This is a genomic window from Streptomyces sp. L500 (genome assembly GCF_054551825.1).
In genome coordinates, this window is the sequence record NZ_JBTOLC010000003.1 from 1 (window position 1) to 22,345 (window position 22,345).

The following is a 22,345-nucleotide window of genomic DNA, read 5'->3' on the forward strand; positions in this document are numbered from 1 at the left end:
AACCTTGCCCGCGCAGCCCTCACGCCCGAAAAGTACAGCCATTCCCCTTTCCGGGCGGAGCTGTGCCAAGATCATTTACGGCGTTCCCCCCACCAAACGGCGCCAACCGTTCTCACATCAGGGACTTTCACCATGTTCCGATTCCACGGGGGATCGCGCCCCCTGAGCCGCGCGGCCATCGGCACCGCGCTCGTCCTCGCCACGACGGCCGTCACCGTGGCCGTCCCGGCGACCGCCGCGCAGGCGGCGCCCGTCGCGGCCGTCGCAGCCGCCGCCTCCGGTCCGGCCGTGCCCAAGGACTTCGAGGCCCGCTACGCGAACGGCGTCGTCCTGACGTGGACCGCCAACAAGGACGAGGCCACCACCGGCTACCGGATCTACCGCTGGCGCACGGCGGACGGCCCGGACACCGCCCAGGTGATCGCCACCGCCGGAAAGGTGCCCTTCGCCGGGCGCCACGTGGACGAGACCGAGCTGGACAAGGGCGGTGTCCACTACAGCTACGCCATCACGGCCGTCGGCAAGGACGGCGCGGAATCCGGCTTCTCCACGCCCCGGGACATCGTCCGCCCCTGGCACGCGGCCCCGGTCGACGTCGCCGCCACCCTGGCGGACGGCACGCTGAACATCCACTGGAAGCAGCCGGAGGCGGGCGACCGCCCCGACCACTGGATGATCTACCGCTCGAAGACCGCCCCGGTACGCCCCGAGACCGGCGCCGAGCTCTTTTACGAGGCCGGCGGAAGCGACGTCACCCTCCAGGTCCCGGAGAAGGAGGGCAACGACTACTACTACGCGGTCGTCGCCATATCGCCGGCCCGGTCGGCGTACTCGAAGTCGGTCAAGCCCACCCTCGCCGAGCGCAAGCCCGGACAGCCCGCCGCCCCCGTCATGTGGAACGTCGGCAGCGCCGGCAACCAGGGCGAGATCGCCCTGGTGAGCTGGGACGACGGCAAGGCCAAGCCCGGCGACCCCCGGATCGTGGGCTACAACGTCTACCGCTGGACGTCCGAGGAGCGGCCCGACGCCACGGACCGCAGCGGCGCGACCAAGCTGAACCAGGCACCCGTCGGGGACCGTACGTTCCAGGACCCGGGCGTCAAGGACGGCACCAAGTACTGGTACGCCGTGACGGCGGTGACGGCGGACGGCACCGAGTCGGCACCGGCAGCGCCGGTCCTGTACTGGACCGCCTGACGTCCGCCCCGGTCGGCCGGGCAGCCCACGCGGCCCGGCCGCCCGGGTCTAACCTGGCCGACATGGCGATCGACCTCCGCGACCCCGACCCCGCCTACCTCGCCTTTTGGCGCGAGCGGCACGTCTGCACACTGACCACCCTCCGGCCCGACGGCTCCCCGCACGTCGTGCCCGTCGGCGTCACGTACGACCCGGACGCGCGGATCGCCCGCGTCATCTGCGACAAGAGCGGCCGCAAGGTCGCCAACGTCCAGGCGGCCGGCCCCGAGGGCGCCCGCGTCGCCGTGGCCCAGCACCAGGGCAAGCGCTGGGCCACGCTGGAGGGGCGCGCGGTCGTGCGCACCGAGGCGGACGCCGTCGCGGACGCGGTGCGGCGGTACGCCGAGCGGTACGAGCGCGTGCCGCGCGACAATCCCGACCGGGTCGTCATCGAGATCACGGTCACGCGGGCGATGGGCCGGGGGTAGGGGTTCCTGCGGCAGGATGGGCGGGTGACCGAGGTGACCATCAGCGAGGAAGACCGCCGACTTCTCGGGCTCTGGGCCGCCGACCGCGCCGAGCGGGCGCTGCCGCTGTTCGAGGCGCGGGCTCCCTCCGACCCCCGCCCACGCGAGGCCATCGACGGCATCCGCGCCTACGCCCGCGGTGACCTGCGGAAGGGACCCCTGCGCTCCCTCGCCCTCGCGGCCCTCGCCGCGGCGCGGGAGGTCGGCGATCCCGCCGCCACCGCCGCCGCCCGCGCGGCGGGCTACTCCGCAGCGGCCCCCTACATCCACGCGCTGGCCACCCCGCACCAGGCGAAACACGCCCTCGCGCCCGCGATGTACGCGGCGCACGCGCGTGAACTCGCCGCAGGCGGCGACACCGGCGTCGGCGACGAGGAGATCCGCCGCGCCATCGAGCACGCCCCACCTGCGGTGCGCGGGATCGTGCGGCAGATGCCGCCCTTCAGCCCCGGCCGCAGCCGCCTCGACGCGTTCCGCCACGCGCTCGATACGGCTCTTCGCCAAGCGCCCTAGGCGCGGAGCGCCGCCGCTTTTACGGTGCGTATGAGTGCCGCGAACGAGGCCGGTTCGGTCGCTATGACCGTGCCGGGCTCGTCGCTTTCGCGGAGGGCGATTGCGGCTTCGGCCGCAGTGACTTCGACGCACTCGTTGCCCGGGCCGTTTCCGGAGAACGAAGACTTCTGCCACGTGGTTCGACGCATAGGTCACATCTCCCGTGCGATGCGCTGGATGAAATCCCTCGTCGCCGCAGGGCTGAGCGCCGAACGCTCCATCGTGCGCAGTCGGTCACGGTAGTGGTCGAGTTCCGCCTCAACGTCGATGAACACACTGCCGTGCACCTGATCAATCTGCACGGTGTCCAGCTGGGGCACCAGGCCCTCGGCGTAGAGCATCGAGCAGCCCATCCCCGCGAAGCGATCCGCCGCGAATGGGATAACCCGAATGGTGACCCCAGGACGCTCCGAGCACTCGAGGATGAAGTCGAGCTGCTCTCGGGCCACCTTGTCCCCGTCGACCTTCATGCGCAGCGCAGCCTCGTGCACCACCGCCTCGAACGGAAGCGGGTCCGCCCGCTCCAGGACCTGGCGCCTGCGCATCCGGAATTCGATGACGGCCTCAAGGCGGTCGGGAGCATAGCCCGGGCTCAGGTACGTGAATAGGGCGCGCATGTAGGGCTCTGTCTGCAGGAGCCCGGGAACGTGGACTACCTGTATCGCCTTCAGCGCCACAGCATGATGCTCAAGCTCGGCCACGTCCAGGGTCAGCGAATCGATGACACCTCGGTACTTCTCCCACCAGCCTCGTCCCTGCCTGCCGGTCATGGCAACAAGGGCGTCCACCAACGCCTCGTCTGTACAGCCGTAATGGCCAGCCAGCGCACGTAGGCGCTCCTCACCGATCCCGATTCGACCGACTTCGATGTGGCTCATCTGCATCGGGCTGATACCAAAACGACGCGCGGCCTCGCGGGCCGTCATGCCCGTGCGCTCACGCATCTTGCGCAGCTCAGTGCCCAAGCGCACTTGGCGCGCAGTGGGGTTACTCCTGGGCGGCATGCGCCAACTCTCCCTGATCTAGAGCACCTGGTGCGTCACCTTGCCACGCCTAACCCCTGCGGGGCGAACTTCAGCGAACCGCTTGCTTAGTTGCTACATAGGTCCCTACTTTGAGTGCCCCGCCGCTCACACAGCGACGGAATCCGGCCGCCCCGGAAGCGCACCGCCATGCCCAGAACGCATGCGCGACAAGGACACCGGCGGCTCGGCCGCCAACACCCCACCGCAGGAGGCGACATGCTGCCGCACGCCGAAACGTTCGAGTACCGACTCCTCATCCCCCACGACGCCCGCGCCGTACAGGTCGCCCGCGCGTCCATCCGCGCCGCGCTCACCGCGCACGGCATCCGCGAACTCACCGGCCGGGCCGAGCTGTTGGCGGGGGAGATGCTGACGAACTCGATCGTCCACACCGCCGGCACCGCCGAGCTGACCCTCGCCTGGTCGCAGTGGGAGAGCCTCCGGCTGGCCGTGCGGGACAGCGGCGCCCGGACACCGGCGATCCGCACGACGACGCGGCCGTTCGACAGCGACGGGCGCGGCCTCCGCATCCTCCAGACGCTCGCGGACCGGTGGGGTTACACCCCGCTGCACCGCGACCTCTACGGCGAGGAGTCCAAGACCGTCTGGTGCGAGATCAGCCGACGCGTGCCCGCCGCGTGGGCCTGAAACGACACGGGCCCGCCACCCCACACACGTGGGGGGCGGGCCCGCGAGCCGAAAAGATCAGCCGTGCTTCTTCTGCTCCCGCTTCGGACGCCAGACCACAAGCGCACTGGTCTGCTGAACGTCCTGGTACGGGACCAGGTCCCGGCGGTACGACGCGTGGACCTGCGCCTCCCGCTGCTGCATCGCCGCAGCCGCGCCGTCCACGACGGACTGGAGCTCGGCGACGCGGGCGCTCAGCGCAGCGACCTGGTTCTCCAGCTCGATGATGCGCTTGATGCCCGCGAGGTTGATGCCCTCGTCCTGGCTGAGCTGCTGCACCTGGCGCAGGAGTTCGATGTCGCGCGCCGAGTAGCGGCGGCCGCGTCCGGCCGTGCGGTCGGGGGAGACCAGGCCGAGGCGGTCGTACTGCCGCAGGGTCTGCGGGTGGAGACCCGACAGCTGGGCAGCCACGGAGATGACATAGACCGGCGACTCATCAGTGAGCTCGTACGGATGGCGTCGGCGGCCGATTCCTTCCATGGGTCACGCTCCCTTCGCGGCCTGGAAGAGCTCCTCGCGCGGGTCATCGTCCGCTGTGGCCTCGCGGTAGGTCTCCAGGGCTTCCCGGGCCTTGTCGCTGAGTTGGGTGGGGACGGCGACGTCGACGGTGACCAGGAGGTCGCCGCGGGTGCCGTCCTTGCGGACCGCGCCCTTGCCACGGGCGCGCATCGTCCGGCCGTTGGGCGTGCCGGCGGGCAGCTTGAGGGTGACGGGCGGGCCGCCGAGGGTGGGGACCCGGACCTCGCCGCCGAGGGCCGCCTCCGTGAAGGTGACGGGCACGGTGATGGTGAGGTTGTCGTCCTTGCGCCCGAAGACCGGGTGGGTGCCGACGTGGACGACGACGTAGAGGTCGCCGTTGGGGCCGCCGCGCTCGCCCGGGGCGCCCTTGCCGCGCAGGCGGATCCGCTGGCCGTCGGAGACCCCGGCGGGGATGCGGACCTGCATGGTGCGGGAGGACTTGGCCCGGCCGCTGCCGTGGCAGACGTCGCAGGGGTTCTCGGGGATGAGCCCGCGGCCCTTGCAGTCCGGGCAGGGGTCGGTCAGCGAGAAGCCGCCGCCCGAGCCGCGCGACACCTGGCCGGTGCCGACACACGTCGGGCAGACCCTGGGCGTACCGTTTTTGTCGCCCGTGCCGGAGCACGCCTTGCACGCCGCCGAGGAGGACATCCGCAGCGGGACGGTGGCGCCTTCGACCGCCTCGGTGAAGTTCAGCGAGACCTCGGACTCAATGTCCTGGCCGCGCCGGGGCTGGGTGCGGGCGCTGCCGCCACCGCCCCGGTTGAAGAGGCCGCCGAAGACGTCGCCGAGCCCGCCGCCGCCGAAGCCGCCGGCTCCGGCGCCGCCCTGGGCGCCCCCGAAGAGGTCGCCCAGGTCGAAGTTGAACGAGCCGCCGCCACCCGGCCCGGCACGGAAGCCTCCGTTGCCGAACAGGGCGCGGGCCTCGTCGTACTCCTTGCGACGCTTGGGGTCGGCAAGGACGTCATTCGCCTCGGAGATCTCCTTGAAGCGCTCCTCGGCCGAGGCGTCGCCCTTGTTGGCGTCCGGATGGAACTCGCGGGCGAGCTTCCGGTACGCCTTCTTGATCTCCGCCTCGGTGGCGTCCTTGGAGACGCCGAGGACCTTGTAGAGGTCCTTTTCCAGCAAGTCCCTGCTGAGGCTCATCCCCGGCGTCCCTCCTTCCCGTCACTCATCGCGTCAGCCCTCTTCCGGGCCACCGCTCTCCTCGTCGGACGACTCTTCGGCCTTGGGGCCGGCGCCCGGCTGCGGCTCGGCCACCGCGACGCGCGCGGGGCGGATGGTCCGCTCGCCGATCCGATACCCCGGCTGCAGGATCTGCACGCACGTGGTCTCGGTGACGTCGGGCGCGTAGCTGTGCATCAGCGCCTCGTGCACCAGCGGGTCGAAGGGCTCGCCCTCCTTGCCGAACTGCTGGAGGCCCATCTTGGCGACGACCGTCTCCAGCGACTCGGCGACGGACTTGAAGCCGCCGACCAGCTCGCCGTGGTCGCGGGCGCGACCGATGTCGTCGAGGGTGGGGAGGAGCTCGGACAGGAGGTTCGCCACGGCGACCTCCTTGACCGCGACCCGGTCCCGCTCCACCCGGCGACGGTAGTTCTGGTACTCGGCCTGGAGCCGCTGGAGGTCCGCGGTGCGCTCACCGAGCGCGGCCTGCGCCTGGTCCAGCTGTGCCTGGAGGCCAACCTCGACGAGCTCCTCGCCGGCGGCCGGGCCGGCCGGGGCCGCCTTGTCGGCGGACCCGGCGGCCTTCGCCGCGTCGTCGGGGGTCGTGGCGTCGGAGGTGCCTTCAGGCTTCTCGTTCTCGTCGAAGCCCGGGGTCTCCTCCGTCACGCCGACGCACCGCCCTTCGGCTTCTCGTCGTCGACGATCTCGGCGTCGACGACGTCGTCCTCGGCCTTGGCCTGCTGCTGACCGCCGGCGGCACCCGCGGCACCGGCCGCGCCCTGGGCGTCGGCGTACATGGCCTGGCCCAGCTTCTGGCTGACCGCGGCGACCTTCTCGGCAGCGGTGCGGATCTCGGCCGTGTCCTCGCCCTTGAGCTTCTCCTTCAGCTCGGCGACGGCGGTCTCGACCTCGGTCTTCACCTCGGCGGGAACCTTGTCCTCGTTGTCCTTGAGGAACTTCTCCGTCTGGTAGACGAGCTGCTCGCCCTGGTTGCGGGACTCGGCGGCCTCGCGGCGCTTGTGGTCCTCCTCCGCGTACTTCTCGGCCTCTTCGCGCATGCGGTTGACCTCGTCCTTCGGCAGCGAGGAGCCGCCGGTGACGGTCATCTTCTGCTCCTTGCCCGTGCCCAGATCCTTGGCGGTCACGTGCATGATGCCGTTGGCGTCGATGTCGAAGGCGACCTCGATCTGCGGGACGCCGCGCGGGGCCGGCGGCAGGCCCGTCAGCTCGAACATGCCGAGCTTCTTGTTGTACGCCGCGATCTCGCGCTCGCCCTGGTAGACCTGGATCTGCACGGACGGCTGGTTGTCCTCGGCCGTCGTGAAGATCTCGGAGCGCTTGGTCGGGATCGTGGTGTTGCGCTCGATCAGCTTGGTCATGATGCCGCCCTTGGTCTCGATGCCGAGGGACAGCGGGGTCACGTCGAGGAGCAGGACGTCCTTGACCTCACCCTTGAGGACACCGGCCTGGAGGGCGGCGCCGATGGCGACGACCTCGTCCGGGTTGACGCCCTTGTTGGCCTCCTGGCCGCCGGTCAGCTCCTTGACGAGCTCGGCGACGGCGGGCATACGGGTGGAACCGCCGACCAGGACCACGTGGTCGATCTCGGACAGGGCGATGCCCGCGTCCTTGATGACGTTGTGGAACGGGGTCTTGCAGCGCTCCAGCAGGTCCGCGGTCAGCTGCTGGAACTGGGCGCGGGTGAGCTTCTCGTCCAGGTGGAGCGGGCCCTCGGCGGACGCCGTGATGTAGGGCAGGTTGATCGAGGTCTCGGTGGACGAGGACAGCTCGATCTTCGCCTTCTCAGCGGCCTCGCGGAGGCGCTGGAGGGCCATCTTGTCCTTGGACAGGTCGACGCCGTGGCCGTTGGCGAACTGCTTGACCAGGTAGTCGACGACGCGCTGGTCCCAGTCGTCACCACCGAGGTGGTTGTCACCGTTGGTGGCCTTGACCTCGACGACGCCGTCGCCGATCTCCAGCAGCGAGACGTCGAAGGTGCCGCCACCGAGGTCGAAGACCAGGATGGTCTGGTCGTCCTTGTCGAGGCCGTAGGCCAGGGCGGCCGCGGTGGGCTCGTTGACGATGCGCAGGACGTTCAGGCCCGCGATCTCGCCGGCCTCCTTGGTGGCCTGACGCTCGGAGTCGTTGAAGTACGCCGGAACGGTGATGACCGCGTCGGTGACCTTCTCGCCCAGGTAGGCCTCGGCGTCGCGCTTCAGCTTCTGCAGGATGAAGGCGCTCATCTGCTGCGGGTTGAAGGTCTTGCCGTCGATCTCGATCTTCCAGTCAGTGCCCATGTGGCGCTTGACGGAGCGGATCGTCCGGTCGACGTTGGTGACGGCCTGGCGCTTGGCGACCTCGCCGACCAGCACCTCACCGTTCTTCGCGAAGGCGACGACGGACGGCGTGGTCCTGGCGCCCTCGGCGTTGGTGATGACGGTGGGCTCACCGCCCTCGAGAACACTGACGACGGAGTTCGTCGTACCCAGGTCGATGCCGACCGCACGTGCCATGTCGATTCCTCCAGCTGACTTGAGTGGAACAGACTCAAGGGTGCAACAGGGAGACGAACCTGTCAACAGACCTGAGTCAACCCCGCTCAGCTTTTATGTCGGACTTACAGTCACCCAGGGCCGCGAGGGCGCTGCGAAGGGTCGCCTGCGCGACGCAGATCACCGGCGATGCGGGTATATCGCGCGCGCGAGAGTGAGTAGTCTCGAACGGACTGGATAAGTTACCGATTGGTAATCCCGCTCCAATCCTCCATCCCCGCTCTATCCCGCAGGTCCGAGGAGCCCTCCCATGCAACTCGCCGCGATCATCGTGTCGCTGGTCCTCATCGCGGTCGGCGTAGCGCTGTTCGGCCGTGCCCTCTTCCAGATCTACCGCTTCGTACGGCTCGGCCAGCCCGTACCGGCGGGCACCCGCACCGACGAACCGGTACAGCGCACGGTCACGGTGGCCAAGGAGTTCCTCGGCCACACCCGGATGAACAAGTGGGGCGTCGTCGGCGTCGCGCACTGGTTCGTGGCGGTGGGCTTCTTCTCGCTGCTGCTGACCATCGTCAACGCCATCGGCCAGCTCTTCAAGGCCGACTGGCTCCTGCCGGTCATCGGCGACTGGACGCCCTACAACGTCTTCGTCGAGTTCATCGGCACGATGACCGTGCTCGGCATCCTGGCGCTCATCGTCATCCGGCAGCTGAACCGGCCGGGCGGCGCGGGCCGCAAGTCCCGCTTCGCCGGCTCCAACACCGGCCAGGCGTACTTCGTCGAGTCCGTCATCCTCATCGTCGGCGTCTGCATCTACATGCTGCACGCCCTTGAGGGCGCCCAGCACCACGTGGACGGCTACGAGGCGTCCTTCTTCCTCTCCTACCCGGTCGTCTCGTGGCTGGAGGGGATGGACGTCTCCACCCTCCAGAACCTCACCTACTTCTTCGCCGGGCTGAAGATCGCGACGTCCTTCATCTGGATGATCACGGTCGCGCTGAAGACGGACATGGGTGTCGCCTGGCACCGCTTCCTGGCCTTCCCCAACATCTGGTTCAAGCGCGAGTCGAGCGGTGACGTGGCGCTGGGCGCGCTCCAGCCGATGACCAGCCGCGGCGAGCCGATCGACTTCGAGGACCCGGCGGAGGACGCCGTCTTCGGCGTCTCGAAGGTCGAGGAGTTCTCCTGGAAGGGCATCCTCGACTTCTCCACCTGCACCGAGTGCGGCCGCTGCCAGTCGCAGTGCCCCGCCTGGAACACCGGCAAGCCCCTCTCCCCCAAGCTCCTGATCATGACGCTGCGCGACCACGCGCACGCCAAGGCGCCGTACCTGCTGGCCGGTGGCGGCAAGGACGCCGAGGGCGAGGAGAAGGGCACCGAGGAGCAGCTGAAGGACGTCCCGGCGGCCGCCCTGGCCGAGGCCGAGCGCCCGCTGATCGGCACCCTCGCGGAGAACGGCGTCATCGACCCGGACGTGCTGTGGTCCTGCACCACGTGCGGCGCGTGCGTCGAGCAGTGCCCCGTCGACATCGAGCACGTCGACCACATCGTCGACATGCGCCGCTACCAGGTGATGATCGAGAGCTCCTTCCCGTCCGAGGCGGGCACGATGCTCAAGAACCTGGAGAAGAAGGGCAACCCCTGGGGCCTGGCCAAGAAGCAGCGGCTGCAGTGGACCAAGGAGGTCGACTTCGAGGTCCCGGTCGTCGGCAAGGACATCGAGGACCTCACCGAGGTCGACTACCTCTACTGGGTCGGCTGCGCCGGCGCCCTGGAGGACCGCGCCAAGAAGACCACCAAGGCCTTCGCGGAGCTGCTGCACATGGCGGGCGTGAAGTTCGCCATCATGGGCGGCGAGGAGAACTGCACCGGTGACTCCGCCCGCCGTCTGGGCAACGAGTTCCTCTTCCAGCAGCTCGGCCAGCAGAACGTCGAGATGCTGAACATGGCGTTCGGTGAGGACGCGGAGGAGGGCGTGAAGGTCGAGAAGGCGAAGAAGAAGATCGTCGCGACCTGCCCCCACTGCTTCAACACCATCGCGAACGAGTACCCGCAGCTGGGCGGCGAGTACGAGGTCATCCACCACACGCAGCTGCTGCAGCACCTCATCGACGAGGGCAAGCTGATCCCCGTCACCCCGGTCGAGGGCCTGATCACCTATCACGACCCCTGCTACCTGGGCCGCCACAACAAGGTCTACACCCCGCCGCGCGAGATCATCGCCAAGGTGCCGGGCCTGCGCAACGAGGAGATGCACCGCCACAAGGAGCGCGGCTTCTGCTGCGGCGCCGGCGGCGCGCGCATGTGGATGGAAGAGCGGATCGGCAAGCGCATCAACAACGAGCGCGTGGACGAGGCGCTGTCCCTCAACCCGGACATCGTCTCCACGGCCTGCCCCTTCTGCCTCGTCATGCTGACCGACTCGGTCAACGGCAAGAAGAACGACGGCAAGGCCAAGGAGTCCATCCAGGTCGTCGACGTCTCCCAGCTGCTGCTGGAGTCCGTGAAGACCCCGGCCGCCCCGGAGGGCGACGGCGAGCCGGCCGACGCGCCGGAGCCGGACCCGGAGCCGGTGAAGTAACCGCTTCCGCGCCGTGTACGAGGCCGGGCCCCGCGAGCGATCGCGGGGCCCGGCCTTCGTCAGTGGCGGTGAACACACTTGATCTCAACCATGCTTGAGGTCCTACCGTCGAAGACATGACGACGACGCCGCAGAACATGCAGCTGACCACCCCCAAGTCCGACGACGGCAACCTCGCCGGGCAGCCCGTCGGCTACTGGACGTACGCCGCCCACAAGGCCGTCATCACACACATCCGGGCCGCCCTGGCCACGCAGGACGTGACGCAGCCGCAGTGGTGGGTGCTCAACCGCACCGACCTCGTCGAGGGCGGGCTGACGCGGCAGGAGCTGCGCGTGGCGCTCACCGTCAACCTCGACCACCGGCCCGAGGAGATCGACCAGGCCCTGTACGCCCTCGTCGCCCGTGGCTGGTTGGCCGAGGGCACCGACGACCGCTACGTGCTGACCGACGCCGGCCGCGAGGCCAAGGAGCGCATCTTCGTGGTCGTGCGCCGGGTGCGCGCGGAGATCCACGCCGGGATCACGGACGAGGAGTACGTCGCCGCCCTCACCGTCCTGCGCCGCATGATCAGCAACGTGGGCGCCGACGAGCTGCTCTCGCCCGACCGCTGGCTGCCCAAGCGGTAGGACGGCCTCCCCCTGGGCCTCCCCTGGGTTTTCCCCTAGGGGATGTCACAGCTCGGCCGCAAAGCCCGGTCCGTTCACCCGCGGGCGGCTCCGGTCGCTCTCCGGAGCGGGTACGTTCGAAGGCGTGGCTGGATTCAGGATGGGACGCGGACGGGACGCGCAGGGCCCCGGGCCCGCGTGGCAAGGACAGCAGGCTCCGTACGGCGGTGGCCAGGGCGCGCCCGGACACTCCGGCGCGCCCGGCGGCGGCTACGGGGACCAGCGGCAGTGGCAGGGGCAGGGCGGCTACGAGGAGCCGGAGTACTTCGGCGGGAGCGGGCAGCCGCAGCAGCAGCCCTACCAGCAGCCGCAGGCCCCGCAGGGCTACCCCCAGGACCCGTACTACGGGCAGGACGCGGGCCGCACCCAGCAGTTCAGCGTCGGCGAGGCGCCGGACGCGTACGGCGCGGGCGACGGTTACGGCGGAGGCTACGGCGACGGGCCCGCCGGCCCGCCCCCGCCGCCGCCCGGCCCCCGGCTGCACTGGAAGGACCTGCTGACCGGCATCGTGCTGCGTCCGTCGGCCACCTTCTGGCAGATGCGCGACCACCAGGTGTGGGCGCCGGCCCTGATCGTCACGTTCGTCTACGGCCTGCTCGCCGTCTTCGGCTTCGACAAGGCCCGCTCGGACGTGCTGCACGCCTCGTTCGCCGACGTGCTGCCCGCCGTGCTGATCACCGGCGTGATCATGGTCGTCGCCGGGCTGATCCTCGGCGCGGTCACCCACACCCTCGCCCGGCAGCTGGGCGGCGACGGCATATGGCAGCCGACCGTCGGCCTGTCGATGCTGATCATGTCGATCACGGACGCGCCCCGGCTGCTCTTCGCGATGTTCCTCGGCGGCGACAGCACCCTCGTCCAGCTGCTCGGCTGGGCCACCTGGCTGGCGGGCGGCGCGCTGCTGACGTCCATGGTGAGCAAGTCGCACGACCTCCCGTGGCCGCGGGCGCTGGGCGCCTCCGCGATCCAGCTGGTCGCGCTGCTGTCGCTGATCAAGCTCGGCACGCTTTAGCGCTCCGCGAGGCGCGGTCATTCGACTGCGGGCCGTCAGTGGCCGGTCGCGCAGTTCCCCGCGCCCCTGCGGGGCGCGACGTGAGAAGGGCCCGTCCGGATCCGGACGGGCCCTTCTCGCATGCTCACAGACTTACGCGTCGAGGACCTGGCCCTCGCGGCGCACCACCGGCGGCTCGACCGACCACGGGAAGTTGATCCACTCGTCCGTCTTCTTCCAGACGTACTCGCACTTCACGAGCGAGTGGCTCTTCTCGTAGACGACCGCGCTGCGCACCTCGGCGACGTGCTCCAAGCAGAAGTCGTGGACGAGCTTGAGCGTCTTGCCGGTGTCGGCGACGTCGTCCGCGATGAGGACCTTCTTGTTCGAGAAGTCGATCGCGTTCGGGACGGGCGAGAGCATGACGGGCATCTCGAGGGTGGTGCCCACACCGGTGTAGAACTCGACGTTCACCAGGTGGATGTTCTTGCAGTCCAGGGCGTAGGCCAGACCGCCGGCGACGAAGACGCCGCCACGGGCGATGGACAGGATGATGTCCGGCTCGTAGCCGTCGTCCGCGATGGTCTGTGCCAGCTCACGGATGGCCTGCCCGAAGATCGGGTAGGTCAGGTTCTCGCGGATCTCGCTCACGTTGCTCTTCGCCTTGTTCCCTGGACCGTCGTGGCTGTGGACGGTCAGACCTGCGTGCGGTGGAAATTCTGGAAGGACCGCGAGGGCGTGGGCCCACGCTGTCCCTGGTAGCGGGAACCGTGCTTCGCGGACCCGTAAGGATGCTCGACGGGTGACGTCAGCCGGAACATGCACAGCTGACCGATCTTCATCCCCGGCCACAGCTTGATCGGGAGCGTGGCCATGTTCGACAGCTCCAGCGTCACGTGCCCGGAGAAGCCCGGGTCGATGAAGCCGGCCGTCGAGTGCGTCAGCAGACCGAGACGGCCGAGGCTGGACTTGCCCTCGAGCCGCGAGGCGACGTCGTTGGGAAGCGTGATCACCTCGTACGTCGAGGCCAGCACGAACTCGCCCGGATGCAGGATGAACGCCTCGTCGCCCTCCGGCACCACCTCACGCGTGAGGTCCGCCTGCTCGACCGCGGGGTCGATGTGCGGGTACCGGTGGTTCTCGAACACCCGGAAGTAGCGGTCAAGCCGCACATCGATGCTCGACGGCTGCACCATCGATTCGTCGAACGGGTCGATCCGCACACGGCCGGCGTCGATCTCGGCCCGGATGTCCTTGTCTGAGAGAAGCACGTCTCGAGGATACGCAAAGAAGCCGGACAACCTGACAACGCGGCCCCGGCCCCGGACGGGCCGGGGCCGGGGCCGGTGATCGAAGACCGCGCCGGACGTCAGCCCTTCTCGGGCGCCACGGGGACGGAGTGCCGCAGCCGCGCGCAGCGGGGGCAGCGCAGCAGCCGTCCGGGGCCCAGCCGGCCGGGTCCGAGATTCTGCATCGGGAACGAAGCGGTGCTGAACACGTGCCCTTCGGCACAACGGACGACGGTGCGCTCCATAGAGCTCCCTTTCCCCAGGTACGTGAACGACAAAAGCCACATTAGGGGATGTTTCGGACCGGCCGGAACGCGGCACCCCGACACCCCTCGCCGTTTGCCGATCCCCCCACGGTACGCCCCAACTCCCGCCCGCCACGCCGGTGTCCCCATCGCCCCCACAGCGCCCTCACACGACAGGAAGGCCCCCGGGCGAGTGCGCCGGAGACCTTCGATGGGGTAGAGTGTGCGACGATGCGAGGCCCTGAGGGGCCTTCGCGCGGGCGTAGTTTAATGGTAGAACATGAGCTTCCCAAGCTCAGAGCGCGAGTTCGATTCTCGTCGCCCGCTCTTGACGGAAGGACCCCAGGCCGATGGCCTGGGGTCCTTCGCGTTGTCCGGGGTTTCCGGAGGGACGGGGACGGGGGTGGGGCTCCCGTGGGAGCCCCACCCCCGTCACGGTGTCAGGTGGGCGACCCGGGCGAGTTCCGGGCGCAGGGCCTCGGCGGCCGACGGGTCGGTCGTCCGCAGCAGGGCCCAGGCGGCGTGGGCGTTGCGGGCGGCGCGGCGGGTCTCGGCGTCCGGGGGGCCGGCCTGACGGCGGCGCTCGGCGGTGAGCAGGTGGAGCCGCGTGGCACCGGCCCAGTCGTCGCGCAGCAGCAGGGACAGCCAGGCGCGGGTGGCCAACGCGCCGAGGGCGTGGGGGTGGAGGGGGCCGAGTTCGGCGGTCAGCGCCGTCTCCAGCTCCTCCGCCGCGGCGGCCGCCCCGGCCAGGTCGCCGCGCAGTTCGGCGGCGACGACCCGGCCGAGCACGGCGGCGTGGTGGGGGGCGAGCGGTTCGAGCGGCCGGGGCGGCAGCGGCGCGGCAGGCTCCGGCGCCGGTGCCGGGTGGGGCGCCGGGTGCGGGGCGTCCAGCGGGGTCACCGCGCCGTCGTGATCGACGATCAGGGGCCAGACCGAACCGTCCGGCTCCTTGGCGTTGATCCGCACCGGGTGCCCCCGGCGGGCGGCCCGGACGCGGATGTCGGCGAGGGCCGAGGTACGCGCGTCCTGCCCGGGCAGGTTCTCGACCTGCTCCCCGTCGACAGTGGCTTCCCCCGTGGCACTGATGACGATCGTGTACACGGGCGTCAGGGGGACCGAGTCGAGGTCCGTCACAACAGGCATGGCCAATCAATCCTTACTTCCCGCCGGTCCCCTTCGGTTCCGCCGCACCGTCATCATCAGGATCATCCCGCGTTGGGGTAGTAGGGGGGCGACCAGCCCAGGTACTTGGCGCCCCACTTCGTCTCGATCGCGGTGGCCGGGACGATGGCTATCTCTCCCTTGCCCTCGATGTCGTTGGACGCGATGTTGCCGTCCCCGACGTAGATCGCGACGTGTCCGGCCCGGTGCCCGGTGTCCCAGAACATCAGGGCGCCCTTCGGCGGGTTGCGGTCGCCGTCGTGCCGCATGTCCTTGGGCATGATCTGCGTGTAGTGGTCGATGGCGTAATCGGTGCCGGAGAAGTTCCAGCCGTAGGCGATCGAGGTGAAGGCCAGACACTTCTGGTACCAGTCCGCGCGGTGGCTGGCCGCCTCGGCCTTGGCCCACGCGATGGCGTCGTCGGTCGAGCGGCGGTTGGCCACCTTGGCGGGCCATCCCGAGGCGCCGTCGTGGAACGGTTCGCCGGGTGCGGCGGGGGTGCCGTTGCCATTGCCGGTGGTGTTGCAGTTCCCCGGACCGCCGTCAGGCTTCGGGTGGCCGTCCTGCGCCGGCTTGTTACCGGACTGCCCCGGCCGGCCCGGGTGGTTGTCGCCCGCGCGCTCCAGATCGATGCCGGCTTCCTTCGCGATGCTGCGGGCCTGGGTCTCCTTCGGCCCGTAGGCGTCGGGGAAACCGGATCGCTGCACCTTCTGGGCGGCGTCGTTGAGCGACATGCCCTCCCACGCATAGCTCGTCAGCCCCGGCGGGTCACCGCTGTCGCCGCCGAAGAAGAACATGTGGGCCGCGTACTTGGGGTCCATGATCTGCTCTTTGGTGCCCCAGCCCGTCGACCACTGCTGCTGGAAGAGACCGAGCGAGTCCCGGTCGCCGTAGTTGATGTTGTCCAGCTGCGACTCCGCGAGGGCCGTCATCAGCGCGATGAGCGTGGCCCGGCCGGGCAGCTTCCCGTCCTTGGCGACTTGGTCGATGATCTTCGCGTTCTCCACCTGGCGCTTGCGCAGCTCCTTGCCCGCCCCGCCCGTCTCGTCCCCGCCGCGGCCGTTGGCCCCGTCGTCGGCGGGCTGGCCGGGCTTGCCGCAGGCAGAGGCGGAGGCACTGCCACCGCCGATGCCGGCGAACGCGCCGAGCAGGATCAGGAAGGCCATGAACAGGGCCGCGACCGGTATCCCCAGCTTGACCATGAGGGCACGCCGGGCTCCCCCCGCCGCCAGGGCGAGGGCCTCACGTCCGTCCAACGACTCAGACCCCCAGGACCCTGCCCACGCGCCAGCCGTCGTCGCCGCGCGTGATCTCGGTCAGCAAGACCTTGGTGTCGTTGTGCTTCTGGTAGCCGGCGACGGTGGTGTCGACAGTGACCCTCCGCCACACCCGCGTCGGGGTGTCCGCCTGCTTGCGCACACGGTCGTCGTCGGCCGGGCCGACGGCGACCTTGTCCACCGTGGCCACGCCGCCGTCGGCCACCAGCTGGTACCAGGCCTTGTCGTCGAACTGCTCGAGGTTCTTCTCCAGCGCCTCGGTCATCCACGGAGCCGCCCGCCGGACCGGGACCTTCTGGTCCTTGTCCACGGGCGGGTTGCGGGTCATATAGGCGCGCGCCCAGCCCTCGGCGGTCTTCTCGGGGGTGCTGAGGTCGGCCTTCGGGAGGGCGGCGGACGGGGAGGCGACGGGGCCGGGGCTGACGCCCCGGCCCGGGGCGGCATCCGTGCCCGGCGCGTCCCCGCCCGCCTGGACCACCGTCGACGGCGCCCCGGCGTGATCGGGCCACCAGTGGTTGGCGGCCAGGCCGACGAGCAGCAGGCAGACCACCACGACGACCGCGCCACCGGCCGTGACGGGCTCGCGGCGCCGCTCCTCGGCGATGCGCCGGTTGAGCTCGGCCTTCTGGTCCTGCCGGTAGATCTTGCGGGCCCGCCGGCGCAAGGAGCGCTTGGGGGCCTGCTCGATCTCCTCGGGGTACTCGTACTCGAATCCGGCCTTGAGGAGCTCCCGCCACTCGGCGGAGTCCTTGGACCTGTCCGCCTTGCTCATGAGCCGTTCCCCCTCCTGCGACGGCGGCCGGGGGCCGGAGTACGGGCCGCGGTGGCGGCACCGGAGGAGGAACGATTCTGCGGCTGGCGGTCACGCTGCTGCGCGGCACCGTTCCGGTGGGCCACGGCCGCCGCGCGGCGACCGTCACTGATGCGCTGCTGCCGGGGCACGCTGCGCGGCGGCGGCGCCGAGCGGAAGCGGTAGCCGTCCTGGCCGTTGCCCCCACCGGGCCGCGCGGGCGACGGACGGCGCCGGTTCGCGGCCTGCTGCTGCGCCGCGGCCCCCGTACGGCCGGCCTGTGCCGACGCGTTCGCGTTCCGGCCATGGGCCTTCTCCCGCTCCGCCGCTCCGGCCGCGGACCGCGGCCGTACGGTGCCCACCGGGGTGGTGCGCCGCGTCGGCAGGTCGGCGGTCTTGCCGGCACCGCCGCGGTACGTGCCCGCGCCGGACCCGCCACCGGAGCCGCGCCGCCCGGCCGTACCGGCCGCGCCCTGCCGACCGGAGGTGTCCTGCCCGGCGCCCGAGGCGCCCTGCGCGGCGCCGCCCCGGGACTTGACGCCGGTGCCGGGGCTGAGCGGCACGGCGGGGTTCTTGGCCATCCAGGAACCCATGGCCGCGGCCTTGCCTATGTGGGAGACCTTCTCGTCGAAGGCCTGGGCGCCCTTCCGCGCACCGGCCATCGCCATCCGGCCCGCGCCCCTGCCCGCCATTCCGGCGCCGCGCAGGGACTTCTTGGCCGTCCAGCCCCCGGCCCGCCCCGCCAGCCTTCCGGCGCCGCGCGCCATCGCCGAACCGAACGCGGAGGCTCCCGGGCTCATGGCGCCGGTGACACCGACGATGCTCTCCATGACGCCGCGGAACTTGAACGCCACGATCGCGCTGGTGATGCTGATGCCCGCCGAGGCGAACCAGCCGTATTTGCCGATCATGGAGACGCTCGCGGTGTTCAGGATCAGCACACAGCCGAGCACCATCGTGCTGACGAACGACTGGAGCGTGAAGCCCAGCAGCATGTCGAACCAGCGGATTCCCCACTGTCTCGGTCTGCCTGGGATCACCCACATACAGGCGAAGATCACCCCTGCCAGGAGCAGCATCAGCGCCCCGATGAGCGAGGCGAGGGAGGCGAAGGCGAGCGCGATGGCGAGGGCTGCGAAGAGGACGACGCAGACGAAGGCGGCGATGGTGACGGGGACGCGGCCGGCGTTCTTGCCCTTGCGCCAGTTGACGGCGGGGTCTCCGACGCAGTCGGAGCAGACGTGTTTACTCAGCCAATCCTCGCGGGCACCTGTGTCATCGCCCTTCTCGTCCCAGAGCTTCTGGGCGTACTCCTTGCACACGTTCATGTTTCCGAACTCGGCAACACACCAGGGCGTTACGACGTACGAACGCCAGATGGCGTCCGCCGACTGACGCAGCATGTTGTCCTGCGTCGAACCGTTGAAGGCCACATCGCCCCCGATGTCGATGGGCTCCTTGGTCTCCTTGCCCATACCGGCGCTGGTGGCCTCCATGGCGACGGAACTACCGATGCTGCGCACGGAGTCGATTCCGCCCACCCACGCCTGTGGCGTGGTCAGCAGTGACGCCGACAGGATTCCCGACGCGGCCACCCAGCCCAATTGGCTGAGGGCGCTGCCCCCGGCCTTTCTGTGATTGACCCACGCCACCAGCGCTCCCACCGCCAGGGCGGTGGGGAGCAGTGTCTCGGAGACGGCTCCGGCGGCGCCCGAGATGGCGTGGGTGATCGCCTCCTGGAGCTCCTTGACGGAGGTGAACTTGATGGCCCACTGCACGACGACCACGGCCGCCAGACCGACCAGGACCGTCAGGCCCATGAAGATGACGGCGATGCCCTGCTGGATCTGGTAGCCGATCTCGTCCCAGCCCAGCTGGCAATCCAGCTGGTAGAGACCGCTGCCGCTGTAGCGCTCGAACAGCGTCCCCGACTGCCCGGAGGGGCGGGTACTGGGCGAGGGCAGCAGTACGCCCATGCCCGCCGGGTTGTACTTGGACGTGTCCTTGGCGGAGGCGGCGCCGCCCGTCACCATCAGGGTGGTGAGTGTCCCCACCAGAGGGATGGCGAGGGTACGGAGCCGCGGAATCCTCACTTCGACCTCATGAGGGCGTCGCGCACGGGGTCGGCATGCCGCATCTCGGAGTCATAGATGTCCGCGTCCTGCTCGACCAGCCACGCGGCACCCTCCTTGACCATGCGCAGGGCGACCCGTTCGGCGTGACGGCCCTCGCTGTTGGTGAACGTGGTCGTCACCATGAGGCCGGTTCCCGCGAGGTAGCGGTCGATCGCCGGAACGGTCTCGGGGGTTCCCTCGACGACGACCGTGGCCGGGCTGGCGTCACCATCGCCCGCGATGTTGGCCTTCGCGCAGTCGTCCACCGACTTGCCGTCCCGGCCCTGCTGGGTGGACAACTCGCACGCCTGACGCCAGTCCCGCTGGTGCACGGCCTGCCGGTACTTGACCGCCACGGCCTTCATCGCCGCCTCGTCCTTGCCGAAGGCCTCCGGCTCCTTGGACGCCCCCGCGCCGGGCTTCTTGCCGTCCCCGCCGTCCTTCCCGCCGTCCGAGGACGACGAGCACCCGGTCATCACCAGGACCGACGCGACCGCCACGGCCGCGGCCGTCATCCGCTTCATGCGATTGCCTCCTGAGGTTCGGACTTGCTCATGGACACGGAGGGCGGCGGTTCCGCCCCGATACCGGTCGTCTTCGGCGTCGTGTTCAGCAGCTCGAGAATCTCCAGCGACGGCACGTCGAACTGCACCGTCGCGCTGCTGAAGCGCCGGTCGCGCATGATGCAGTGGCCGTGGCGGATCTCCTGCGTCACGTCGACGCCGATCGCCTGGATGAGCTGACGCGTGTGATCGCCCTTCGGCAGGTCGAGGAGGGCGGCCATGGCGTCCTGCTGTTCGGCCGTCGTCAGCTGGAAGCCGAAGACGGTGGTCATCTGCTCCACCAGACCCGTCAGGCTCGCCAGCGACTCCGGGTCCTGGGTGTCGACGACGAGCGCGGTGTGCAGCGCGCGGCCGACACGGGCGATGTACTGGAGGAAGGAGCTGCCCTCGCGGGTCGCCGTCAGGACGTGCACCTCCGGCACGGCCACGACCTTGCGCAGGCCCCGCAGGTCCTTCCGGCCGGCCATGCTGATGCCGTACGCGAGCAGCGAGTGTACGAGGGCCACCGACAGGCGCTGGTGCACCGACCAGTCGTCGCGGTCGTCGTCCGGCGACGGCAGGGTGATGCCGGGGACCTGGACGACCCAGATGCCCGGGGTCGGCGTGATCAGCGTGGTGCCGGACGGCCGCCCCATGAAGGGCGCGCCCAGGCCCGTCAGCGACAGCTCGTAGAGCGCGTCGCCCGCCTCGCGGCTCAGCTCGTCGTCCGACTTCCGCAGCCGCTCGATGACCTTCCAGGTCGCGGGGTCGCCCTCGGCGATGACCTCGTTGACCGCGCTCTGGATCGGGGTCTCCGCGCCGCGCATCCGCAGGTGCTGCGGCAGCGCGATACCCAGCTGGGCCGGGACCTCGGTCTGGGCGCGCTCGGCGCTCTCACCGGAGAGCAGGGTGAACAGGTCGGCGACGCCGGCGAACTGCGAACCCGTCTCGATGAGGTGGGCGTTGAGGCCGTAGCGCCGGCCGGCCGAGACGAGGCCGCCCATGTCGCCCTTGAAGTCCAGGGCCAGGACGAAGGAGCCGCGGAAGCCCGAGTCCAGCAGGGACAGCATCATGGCGGTCGTCTTGCCGCGGCCGCTCCGGCCGATGAAGGCCGTGGTCGTGGCGTCGCCGCGCTCGGAGCCGCCGGTGAGGTCGTTGCGCACGACGCCGGGCGTCGAACCGGTCAGATAGCCGATGATCGGGCCGGTGTCGTCACCCACCGACGCGCCGCCCCAGAACCAGGAGCCGGCGAACGCGCCGACCGTGCGGGTGTGCACCAGGTCCGGCACCCGCAGCATGTCGCCGGGCTGGGACTCCAGCCACAGCTCGCGCTGCTCCTCGGCGGCGACGCTGACCTCGATTCCCAGTCCGCCGTAGAAGCCGATGACCGCGTCGCAGCGGTTGCGCAGGTCCTCCAGTGAGACGTCACTGCTGATGATCAGGCGGGGGTGGTCCTCCAGCAGCGTGACGTCCTCGCGCTTCATGTCGCGCGAGAGGGCCGTCATCGTCTCCTCGGTCTCCTCGATCTCCTGCGCGGTCTCGCCGGCGGAGTGCTTGGCGGCGCTCTGCCGCTGCTCCTTGGCGAGCCGGCGGACCTCGTCGATCTGCTTCAGCGCGTCCCGCTTGTGCAGCACCTTGAAGCGGACGGACGGCTCGGCGTTGACCGGCTTGACGTGGATGTCGCGGTCGAGGTCGTCGTCCGTGTACTCGGGGACGTACGTGATCTCGGCGACCGCCCGCAGCCATTCGCCGGCACCCGGGGACTCCATCTCCTCCGGGAAGCCGTCCATGGTCAGCACCGCCGTCCACGCGGACGTCTCACCGCGCTGGTCGACGATGCGCAGGTGGTCGGGGTAGGGCAGCACCCGGCCGCGGGTGAGCTGGGCCAGCTTGGCGCCGGTGATCGTGCCGTCGCCGTCCGGCGTCGGCAGCGGGGCGCCACGGCGCTGCTCGCGCGCGATCATCCAGGCCAGCATCTCGACGGTGGCCGGCTGGGCCTTCCAGGGCGTGGTCTCCAGCTGGCGGCCCAGGCGCCGGGTGAGGGCGTCGAGCCGCGCGAGCTCCTTCGGGGAGACGGACGTGGAGCCGATGCCCATGGCCTCCTGGACGCCCCGGCTGCCCCGGGCCTTCGCCTGCGTGGAGCGCTCCTGGATACGGACGCCGAGCAGCAGCAGCCGGGTGGGGAGCTCCAGGTCGTCGAGGCGCTCGATGCGGGTCTCCGCCCAGGCCGCGTAGTCGCCGGCCGAGAAGAGGCTCTCCGCCTCTTCTCGGTACTCGTTGGAGTTCAGCGGCGCCCAGAGAACCCTGAGGTGGCAGTCGTAGCCGGAGAGCGTGCGGGCGAGCGCGCTGCTGGCCTGGTCGTGCTCGGCGTCCCGGGCGCTCTCCGACATCAGGTCGGTGTTGGAGCCCGCGAGGACGAACCACGCCTCGGCGTGCGTCTCGGTGACGATCAGGCCGTCCGCGAGGGCGACGTAGCGGGGCGGTGGAGCGGAACGGTCACCCTCGACGCCGAGGAAACGGGCGATGCCCTTGAACAACTTCACTG

General features: G+C 70.2%; 21 protein-coding genes and 1 tRNA gene. 8 read left to right on the forward strand and 14 right to left on the reverse strand.

What is annotated here, in order from left to right:
* Window positions 1–132: 132 nt before the first annotated feature.
* The 3 genes from ACX9I7_RS05210 to ACX9I7_RS05220 all read left to right on the forward strand — a co-directional run bounded on the left by ACX9I7_RS05210 (window position 133) and on the right by ACX9I7_RS05220 (window position 2,216).
* Window positions 133–1,197 (forward strand): fibronectin type III domain-containing protein, encoded by a 1,065-nt coding sequence (locus ACX9I7_RS05210; protein WP_459386644.1) that lies wholly within the window; start codon window positions 133–135, stop codon window positions 1,195–1,197.
* Between the two features lie 62 nt (window positions 1,198–1,259).
* Complete coding sequence (locus ACX9I7_RS05215; protein WP_459386645.1) at window positions 1,260–1,664, forward strand: pyridoxamine 5'-phosphate oxidase family protein; 405 nt, start codon at window positions 1,260–1,262, stop codon at window positions 1,662–1,664.
* A 24-nt stretch (window positions 1,665–1,688) separates the two neighbouring features.
* The gene (locus tag ACX9I7_RS05220) at window positions 1,689–2,216 is read left to right on the forward strand and encodes a putative immunity protein (RefSeq protein WP_459386646.1); all 528 of its coding nucleotides are present in this window, start codon (window positions 1,689–1,691) and stop codon (window positions 2,214–2,216) included.
* On the opposite strand, the gene ACX9I7_RS05225 is transcribed toward ACX9I7_RS05220, so the two are convergent.
* Window positions 2,213–2,404: a DUF397 domain-containing protein gene (locus ACX9I7_RS05225; protein WP_387577816.1), complete on the reverse strand. Its 192-nt coding sequence runs from the start codon at window positions 2,402–2,404 to the stop codon at window positions 2,213–2,215. The two genes, ACX9I7_RS05220 and ACX9I7_RS05225, sit on opposite strands and share 4 nt — an antisense overlap.
* A gap of 3 nt (window positions 2,405–2,407) precedes the next feature.
* Window positions 2,408–3,259, reverse strand: a complete 852-nt coding sequence (locus ACX9I7_RS05230; protein ID WP_387577818.1) for a helix-turn-helix domain-containing protein — start codon at window positions 3,257–3,259, stop codon at window positions 2,408–2,410.
* Window positions 3,260–3,496: 237 nt separating this feature from the next.
* Here ACX9I7_RS05230 and ACX9I7_RS05235 point away from each other — a divergent pair, with 237 nt between their 5' ends.
* The gene (locus ACX9I7_RS05235) at window positions 3,497–3,928 is read left to right on the forward strand and encodes an ATP-binding protein (protein WP_387577820.1); all 432 of its coding nucleotides are present in this window, start codon (window positions 3,497–3,499) and stop codon (window positions 3,926–3,928) included.
* Between the two features lie 57 nt (window positions 3,929–3,985).
* Here the strand turns inward: ACX9I7_RS05235 and ACX9I7_RS05240 are convergent, their stop codons facing one another.
* The 4 genes from ACX9I7_RS05240 to dnaK are packed head-to-tail and all read right to left on the reverse strand — an operon-like array spanning window position 3,986 to window position 8,163.
* The gene (locus tag ACX9I7_RS05240) at window positions 3,986–4,447 is read right to left on the reverse strand and encodes a heat shock protein transcriptional repressor HspR (RefSeq protein WP_387577822.1); all 462 of its coding nucleotides are present in this window, start codon (window positions 4,445–4,447) and stop codon (window positions 3,986–3,988) included.
* A 3-nt stretch (window positions 4,448–4,450) separates the two neighbouring features.
* Window positions 4,451–5,629 (reverse strand): molecular chaperone DnaJ, encoded by a 1,179-nt coding sequence (gene dnaJ, locus ACX9I7_RS05245; protein WP_126914929.1) that lies wholly within the window; start codon window positions 5,627–5,629, stop codon window positions 4,451–4,453.
* Between the two features lie 33 nt (window positions 5,630–5,662).
* Window positions 5,663–6,316 carry a nucleotide exchange factor GrpE gene (gene grpE / locus ACX9I7_RS05250; protein WP_358623892.1) on the reverse strand — a complete coding sequence of 218 codons (654 nt, stop codon included), beginning with the start codon at window positions 6,314–6,316 and terminating at the stop codon, window positions 5,663–5,665.
* Entirely contained in the window at window positions 6,313–8,163 is a 1,851-nt protein-coding gene (gene dnaK, locus ACX9I7_RS05255) for a molecular chaperone DnaK (RefSeq protein WP_358623890.1), read from the reverse strand. Before dnaK ends, grpE begins: the two co-directional genes overlap by 4 nt.
* Before the next feature lie 289 nt (window positions 8,164–8,452).
* On the opposite strand from dnaK, the gene ACX9I7_RS05260 reads away from it, so the two are divergent.
* From ACX9I7_RS05260 to ACX9I7_RS05270, 3 genes are all read left to right on the forward strand, one after another.
* Entirely contained in the window at window positions 8,453–10,723 is a 2,271-nt protein-coding gene (locus ACX9I7_RS05260; RefSeq protein ID WP_459386647.1) for a (Fe-S)-binding protein, read from the forward strand.
* A 116-nt stretch (window positions 10,724–10,839) separates the two neighbouring features.
* Entirely contained in the window at window positions 10,840–11,352 is a 513-nt protein-coding gene (locus ACX9I7_RS05265; protein ID WP_459386648.1) for a MarR family winged helix-turn-helix transcriptional regulator, read from the forward strand.
* Window positions 11,353–11,491: 139 nt separating this feature from the next.
* Window positions 11,492–12,403 carry a Yip1 family protein gene (locus ACX9I7_RS05270; RefSeq protein WP_459386739.1) on the forward strand — a complete coding sequence of 304 codons (912 nt, stop codon included), beginning with the start codon at window positions 11,492–11,494 and terminating at the stop codon, window positions 12,401–12,403.
* A gap of 132 nt (window positions 12,404–12,535) precedes the next feature.
* Here the strand turns inward: ACX9I7_RS05270 and ACX9I7_RS05275 are convergent, their stop codons facing one another.
* Window positions 12,536–13,033, reverse strand: coding sequence for a phosphoribosyltransferase (locus ACX9I7_RS05275; protein ID WP_358623881.1), 498 nt, complete (start codon window positions 13,031–13,033; stop codon window positions 12,536–12,538).
* 44 nt (window positions 13,034–13,077) lie between these two features.
* Entirely contained in the window at window positions 13,078–13,653 is a 576-nt protein-coding gene (gene dcd / locus ACX9I7_RS05280) for a dCTP deaminase (protein ID WP_189455697.1), read from the reverse strand.
* Window positions 13,654–14,172: 519 nt separating this feature from the next.
* Between dcd and ACX9I7_RS05285 the strand changes: the two genes are divergently transcribed.
* Window positions 14,173–14,243, forward strand: a tRNA-Gly gene (locus tag ACX9I7_RS05285).
* 105 nt (window positions 14,244–14,348) lie between these two features.
* On the opposite strand, the gene ACX9I7_RS05290 is transcribed toward ACX9I7_RS05285, so the two are convergent.
* The 6 genes from ACX9I7_RS05290 to ACX9I7_RS05315 form a co-directional block, all read right to left on the reverse strand.
* Window positions 14,349–15,059: a hypothetical protein gene (locus ACX9I7_RS05290; RefSeq protein WP_459386649.1), complete on the reverse strand. Its 711-nt coding sequence runs from the start codon at window positions 15,057–15,059 to the stop codon at window positions 14,349–14,351.
* A gap of 62 nt (window positions 15,060–15,121) precedes the next feature.
* Window positions 15,122–16,333 carry a peptidase M23 gene (locus ACX9I7_RS05295; protein ID WP_459386650.1) on the reverse strand — a complete coding sequence of 404 codons (1,212 nt, stop codon included), beginning with the start codon at window positions 16,331–16,333 and terminating at the stop codon, window positions 15,122–15,124.
* 4 nt (window positions 16,334–16,337) lie between these two features.
* A complete protein-coding gene (locus tag ACX9I7_RS05300) occupies window positions 16,338–17,126 on the reverse strand; it encodes a hypothetical protein (protein ID WP_459386651.1) in 789 nt (262 codons plus the stop codon).
* Entirely contained in the window at window positions 17,123–19,198 is a 2,076-nt protein-coding gene (locus ACX9I7_RS05305; RefSeq protein ID WP_459386652.1) for a hypothetical protein, read from the reverse strand. Before ACX9I7_RS05305 ends, ACX9I7_RS05300 begins: the two co-directional genes overlap by 4 nt.
* A gap of 35 nt (window positions 19,199–19,233) precedes the next feature.
* A complete protein-coding gene (locus tag ACX9I7_RS05310; protein WP_459386653.1) occupies window positions 19,234–19,782 on the reverse strand; it encodes a hypothetical protein in 549 nt (182 codons plus the stop codon).
* A complete protein-coding gene (locus ACX9I7_RS05315) occupies window positions 19,779–22,343 on the reverse strand; it encodes an ATP-binding protein (protein WP_459386654.1) in 2,565 nt (854 codons plus the stop codon). The genes ACX9I7_RS05310 and ACX9I7_RS05315 overlap by 4 nt, the downstream gene beginning before the upstream one ends.
* Between the last annotated feature and the right edge of the window lie 2 nt (window positions 22,344–22,345).

What these genes read in the sequence shown, in the direction of transcription:
- ACX9I7_RS05310 (WP_459386653.1), bottom strand. Translation starts at nt 19,782, where the DNA reads ATGAAGCGGATGACGGCCGCGGCCGTGGCGGTCGCGTCGGTCCTGGTG.
- ACX9I7_RS05225 (WP_387577816.1), bottom strand. Translation starts at nt 2,404, where the DNA reads ATGCGTCGAACCACGTGGCAGAAGTCTTCGTTCTCCGGAAACGGCCCG.
- dnaK (WP_358623890.1), bottom strand. Translation starts at nt 8,163, where the DNA reads ATGGCACGTGCGGTCGGCATCGACCTGGGTACGACGAACTCCGTCGTC.
- ACX9I7_RS05215 (WP_459386645.1), top strand. Translation starts at nt 1,260, where the DNA reads ATGGCGATCGACCTCCGCGACCCCGACCCCGCCTACCTCGCCTTTTGG.
- ACX9I7_RS05235 (WP_387577820.1), top strand. Translation starts at nt 3,497, where the DNA reads ATGCTGCCGCACGCCGAAACGTTCGAGTACCGACTCCTCATCCCCCAC.
- ACX9I7_RS05290 (WP_459386649.1), bottom strand. Translation starts at nt 15,059, where the DNA reads ATGCCTGTTGTGACGGACCTCGACTCGGTCCCCCTGACGCCCGTGTAC.
- dnaJ (WP_126914929.1), bottom strand. Translation starts at nt 5,629, where the DNA reads ATGAGCCTCAGCAGGGACTTGCTGGAAAAGGACCTCTACAAGGTCCTC.
- ACX9I7_RS05260 (WP_459386647.1), top strand. Translation starts at nt 8,453, where the DNA reads ATGCAACTCGCCGCGATCATCGTGTCGCTGGTCCTCATCGCGGTCGGC.
- ACX9I7_RS05300 (WP_459386651.1), bottom strand. Translation starts at nt 17,126, where the DNA reads ATGAGCAAGGCGGACAGGTCCAAGGACTCCGCCGAGTGGCGGGAGCTC.
- ACX9I7_RS05240 (WP_387577822.1), bottom strand. Translation starts at nt 4,447, where the DNA reads ATGGAAGGAATCGGCCGCCGACGCCATCCGTACGAGCTCACTGATGAG.
- ACX9I7_RS05270 (WP_459386739.1), top strand. Translation starts at nt 11,492, where the DNA reads ATGGGACGCGGACGGGACGCGCAGGGCCCCGGGCCCGCGTGGCAAGGA.
- ACX9I7_RS05230 (WP_387577818.1), bottom strand. Translation starts at nt 3,259, where the DNA reads ATGCCGCCCAGGAGTAACCCCACTGCGCGCCAAGTGCGCTTGGGCACT.
- ACX9I7_RS05265 (WP_459386648.1), top strand. Translation starts at nt 10,840, where the DNA reads ATGACGACGACGCCGCAGAACATGCAGCTGACCACCCCCAAGTCCGAC.
- ACX9I7_RS05210 (WP_459386644.1), top strand. Translation starts at nt 133, where the DNA reads ATGTTCCGATTCCACGGGGGATCGCGCCCCCTGAGCCGCGCGGCCATC.